The following is a 5147-nucleotide window of genomic DNA, read 5'->3' on the forward strand; positions in this document are numbered from 1 at the left end:
GATAGTGGAGTAATAATGAAGTCTGGTACTAAATTTGAAAAACTTACAGAAAAAATATTTTCGCAACTAGTAAAACAACCCGCCTATGAGAAAGTTGAACATAACGTAAACCTAGAAGGTAAAGATGGCCCAAGACAAATCGATGTTTTAATTACCTCCGAAATTGCTGGAATAAAAATTAAAACCATTATCGAGTGCAAAGACTATAAGGGGAAAGTTAGCGTAGGTGTCGTAGATGCACTTCACTCGGTGATGCAGGATGTTAATGCAAACAAAGGAGTGTTAGTTTCCTCCAATGGATTTTCTTCAACAGCTATAAGTAAAGCAAGTCGACTTGGAATTTCACTATATACCGCACATGAAGCATTAAGTGAAAAGTGGAAGATTGATATTGAAATACCTATTTTAGTTACAGAGATATCCTCAGTAAATGTTAACCCAATGTTTCAGGTTTATTTAAATCAAGGAGATCAAATTTACAGAGATGCTATATTCAATGTAAATGACACTGATGTAATTAAAGCATTGACAAGTGACTTAAAAAATCTGACCCCTGAAACTCTATCAACATATGAGAAATTTGAACATGGGTATCTGCCAAGCATAATATCGCCTCCATTTTACATTCGTGACATACATGGTCAAAAAAAATATATTGATAATTTCCTGATCAGCTATGAAATTCAAAAGACATATTATTTTGGCTATCTCAACGAACAAAAAGATGTTACGGCCTTACGCAACGTAATTGAAAAAGGAATAAACATTATTTTCAAATCTGACTTCATCATTGACTATAAAAACACTCTTAAGAAAATAAATAGAGAAGATATTCCATCTATTGGTGAAATCAAGATTAAATGTATAACCAATCCAGTATTCAGTGAATGTCAAATAGACTCTATTAATATATCGCAAATAGGCTAGCCTCAAAACGGCGGCTTGCTTAGCAAAAAAGCGACGTCATATCCTATATTTATAGCCGGATAGCCAGTACACCGGAAGGTGGATGTCCTTTTTATCTTAATGCTGAGATGCACAAAAAATATAAGTACCACAGAACTAAAATGTTATGGGAAATAAAATATCATATGAAAATATATTCTAGGCAGCTCAACGAAGCTGATTTAAAAGCAATGAAGGCACTCCTTATAAAAGAAGGTAAAAATGAGTGGAATTACATTACCGATGCAAGCATCGAGCATCAATTTCAACTTGTTAATCAGGGAAAAGCCATTCCCGTTTTAGCAGAAGACAACGGTATTGTTGGCTTCGCAGTTCTCATTATCAAAGAGGCGTGCCCGGCCAAGTTGAGCAAGTATGCTGAACTATCAGATATCGCGTATGTGAATGACGTCGTTGTTGCCGCAAGTCAACGTGGTAAGGGCCTGGGCAGCCAGCTCCTGAAAGAGTCGATTAAACTGGCTGGCAATCAAAAATGCAGCCATGTCTATATCGAGCGTCACGAAGAGAATTTGCCCTCTGCAGGCATGATGCGAAAAGCTGGATTTGAGCTGGTAGAGACATTCTATGACCCAAATAAACGCACTGCAGGGTCAAGAAAAACCTCGGTGCTAACTATATGCACACAACAAATATGAGGACCCCACCTTTCTGGGCCCGGCGCTGTCTCGCCAGCAAACCAATAGGTGAATGTCCCGGTTCTGATGTTGGCGTGGCTGTGCAGACAACATGACCCCCCCCTGCCACGCCATTCCTCACCCTCTTTCTTTTTTAAAAAGTGAACCCTCTACACTCTCTTATCTCGCAACCAGCTGATCGGCCATCTTGAATATGACTCCCACCGGGATACGTTTCAGCTCGGCTATACACCAGAGTGGCAAGCGCGCGGATTCTCGCTCTCACCGCCGCGGGTGCTGGATAGCTCGCCATCTGCGCCCACATTCGGGAGCTTGTTGGGACCCGCGTCAACCCGGTTGCCTCCACATGTTATCCGGTTTCAACAAGCCAACACGCGCGACTGCCGTTGCGGCCGTTCATCCTGCTCTCAGCCCCCTGTGGTACACTCGCTGCCATCGTCAGTCTGAAGTGTGTATCCGATGAAATCTCCCCGCCCCCGTCTCTCTGTCAGCCGTGCGCCGCGTGACAACGCACCGCGCACCGCGGCCAAACCAGCCGCACCACGCCATGCAGCCCCCCGCAAACCGGAACTGGCAGCGGCTGATCGCAAGTTGCTGCTGTTGAACAAGCCCTACATGGTGCTCTGCCAGTTTACCGACGAGGCAGGCCGTGAGACCCTCAAGGATTACATCAGCGAACCCGGCATCTATGCCGCAGGGCGGCTCGATCGCGACAGCGAGGGGCTGCTGCTGCTTACCAACGACGGCAAGCTGCAGGCTCGCCTCACCCAGCCGGGGGAGAAGACTCCCAAGACCTACTGGGTGCAGGTAGAAGGCATTCCGAGCGAAGAGAAACTGGCGGATCTGCGCGCAGGGGTCGAGCTCAACGACGGCATGACCCTGCCTGCCGGGGCACGCATTATGGCCGAGCCCGATGTGTGGCCGCGCAATCCGCCCATTCGCGAGCGCAAGGAGATCCCCACCAGCTGGCTGGAGATCAAGATTATCGAGGGACGCAACCGGCAGGTGCGGCGGATGACCGCCCATATCGGCCACCCCACCTTGCGCCTGATCCGTTATGCCATCGGTGACTGGACCCTCGATGGTCTGGCACCCGGCGAGAGCCGCAGCCTGCCCGCCCCCGAGCTGGCGCCGCTCGCCACCAGCCGCCCGCGTTCGTCATCATCGCGTTCAGGCGCCCATACCGCCAAACCGGCAGGGGATGCACCACGGCGGGCCAGCCAGCCGAAACGGGACGAGCGCCCCCGCGCTACTCACTCAACTGCGAGTTCAACCCCAAGCCCGACCGGCGGCAAACCCCGCAGCAGCGGGCGCGGTACGGCACGCCGACCGGCCCGCGTGGGCAATCCCAATAGCAACGACAAGGAGTCATGATGAGCAATCAGGCAGAGCAATCGACCACCAGCCATGCCCGCATGGAGGCGCGCCTGACGGTCGCCGCCGTGGTGCAGTGGCAGGGGCGCTTTCTGGTGGTGGAAGAGGAGATAAAAGGCCAGCGCCGTTTCAACCAGCCCGCAGGTCATGTGGAGGCCGGTGAAGATCTGCTCACCGCTGCCTGCCGCGAGCTGAAAGAGGAGACGGGGCTGACCGCCACGCCGACCGCTTGGCTCGGCACCTATCTCTACAAACCGGCCGACAGCGAGGCCACCTATGTGCGCACCGCCATCATCTTTGACCTTGAAAAAGCGCCCGGTCAGCACCATCCAGAGGATCCTGACGGCGATGTGCTCGCTTGCCACTGGCTCACTCTGGAAGAAATAGCGGAATGCAAACCGGCTCTGCGCAGCCCCTTGGTATGGCAGTGCATTCAGGACTATCTGGCGGGCACACGACTGCCACTCTCGGCTCTCAAGGCCTTTATCTGAGGCCATTTGACGCTCTTTTCTGGCGGCGCAGGCCAACAACAGAAAAACGATTTCCTGCTGTCAGGCTCCTGATGGGAACTGCGGCATGGATATGTGACCGGGGGCGCAAAACTCTGGTAGAATACGCCCCGTTTAAACGAACTGGTAACTTCGACTAATGACAGACAACAGCCAAATCAAGGTGATCGTCGGCATGTCCGGCGGCGTGGATTCTTCCGTCTCGGCCTACCTGCTCCAGCAGCAGGGCTATCAGGTCGAAGGCTTGTTCATGAAGAACTGGGAAGAAGACGACACGGACGAGTACTGCTCTGCCGCCCAGGATTTGGCTGATGCCAAGGCCGTCTGCGACAAGCTGGGGATGAAACTCCACACCATCAACTTCGCGGCCGAGTACTGGGACAATGTGTTCGAGCACTTCCTCGAAGAGTACAAGGCGGGCCGCACGCCAAACCCGGATATCCTGTGCAACAAGGAGATCAAGTTCAAGGCGTTCCTCGAATTTGCCGCCGAAGAGCTGGGTGCCACCTACATCGCCACCGGCCACTATGTGCGCCGTGACGACAGCACCGGCCGCCCGCGCCTGCTGCGCGGTCTCGATACCAACAAGGATCAGAGCTACTTCCTCTATACCCTGAGCGAAAAGCAAGTGGGTCAGAGCCTGTTCCCGGTTGGCGATCTGGAGAAGCCGGAGGTGCGCCGCATCGCCGAGCAGCTCGATCTCATCACCGCCAAGAAGAAAGACTCCACCGGCATCTGCTTTATCGGCGAGCGCAAGTTCAAGGACTTCCTGGCCAAGTTCCTGCCCGCCCAGCCCGGTAAAATCGAGACCGTGGATGGCAAGGTGATCGGCGAGCATCAGGGGCTGATGTATCACACCCTGGGCCAGCGCAAGGGGCTCGGTATCGGTGGTCGCAAAGATGCCACCGAAGAGGCCTGGTATGTGGTCGATAAAGAGGTCGAGCGCAACGTACTGGTGGTGGCGCAGGGCGAGCATCCCCGCCTCTACTCCGATGGTCTCATCGCCAGCCAGCTGCACTGGGTGGATCGCACTCCGATCCGCGAGCCGCGCCGCTGCACCGTCAAGACCCGCTACCGCCAGCAGGATATTCCCTGCCTGATCCAGCCCATCGACGATGAGACCATCCGGGTCATCTTCGACGAGAAACAGGCTGCGGTGACCCCGGGCCAATCCGCCGTCTTCTACGACGGGGAAGTGTGTCTGGGCGGCGGCATCATCGAACAACGTTTCAGCCATCCGGTCTAAGGGCTGGGCGCTCACAAGCGTCCGCGCTGTACTCCCTTCTCCCCTCGCGGGAGAAGGGTTGGGGATGAGGGGGTAACCACCCTCACCCTGACCCTCTCCCTGAGGGAGAGGGGACAAAGAAAAAACAGCACAAGGCAGCGATACATGATTGGCAACGTCCAGGCCGGATCATGGCATCGGCCGGTGAATGAACAGAACAGGGCTGTGAAGATATGAGCGATAAATTCCAAGACAGAACAATGGCCTTTGCCGGCATCTGCCAGGCTGCGTATCTGGTGCAGAAGGTGGCCCGTGACGGCAACTGTGACGAGGCCGCCCTGCGCGAGAGCCTCTCCAGCATTCTGGTGACCAACCCGAGCCAGCCGCTCGAGGTGTTCAACAACACCCATCTGGCCATTCGCGACGGCTACCGCGCGC

General features: G+C 53.8%; 6 protein-coding genes. All 6 read left to right on the plus strand.

Annotation, left to right across the window (positions count from 1 at the left end):
- On the plus strand, positions 1-927 hold a 927-nt coding region (locus LD28_RS0112610), incomplete at its 5' end, for a restriction endonuclease (protein WP_033137314.1).
- 140 nt (positions 928-1067) lie between these two features.
- The gene (locus LD28_RS0112615) at positions 1068-1601 is read left to right on the plus strand and encodes a GNAT family N-acetyltransferase (protein WP_206538756.1); all 534 of its coding nucleotides are present in this window, start codon (positions 1068-1070) and stop codon (positions 1599-1601) included.
- Positions 1602-2060: 459 nt separating this feature from the next.
- Positions 2061-2975 carry a pseudouridine synthase gene (locus LD28_RS0112620; RefSeq protein ID WP_033137315.1) on the plus strand — a complete coding sequence of 305 codons (915 nt, stop codon included), beginning with the start codon at positions 2061-2063 and terminating at the stop codon, positions 2973-2975.
- Entirely contained in the window at positions 2975-3466 is a 492-nt protein-coding gene (locus LD28_RS0112625; RefSeq protein WP_050514322.1) for an NUDIX hydrolase, read from the plus strand. Before LD28_RS0112620 ends, LD28_RS0112625 begins: the two co-directional genes overlap by 1 nt.
- Before the next feature lie 157 nt (positions 3467-3623).
- Entirely contained in the window at positions 3624-4730 is a 1107-nt protein-coding gene (gene mnmA, locus LD28_RS0112630) for a tRNA 2-thiouridine(34) synthase MnmA (protein ID WP_005353619.1), read from the plus strand.
- Between the two features lie 212 nt (positions 4731-4942).
- A partial coding sequence (locus LD28_RS0112635; protein WP_156120216.1) for a DUF489 family protein occupies positions 4943-5147 on the plus strand: 205 nt, incomplete at its 3' end.

Origin of the sequence: Aeromonas finlandensis, assembly GCF_000764645.1 — a bacterium.
In the GTDB taxonomy this organism is placed as follows: Bacteria; Pseudomonadota; Gammaproteobacteria; order Enterobacterales; family Aeromonadaceae; genus Aeromonas; species Aeromonas finlandensis.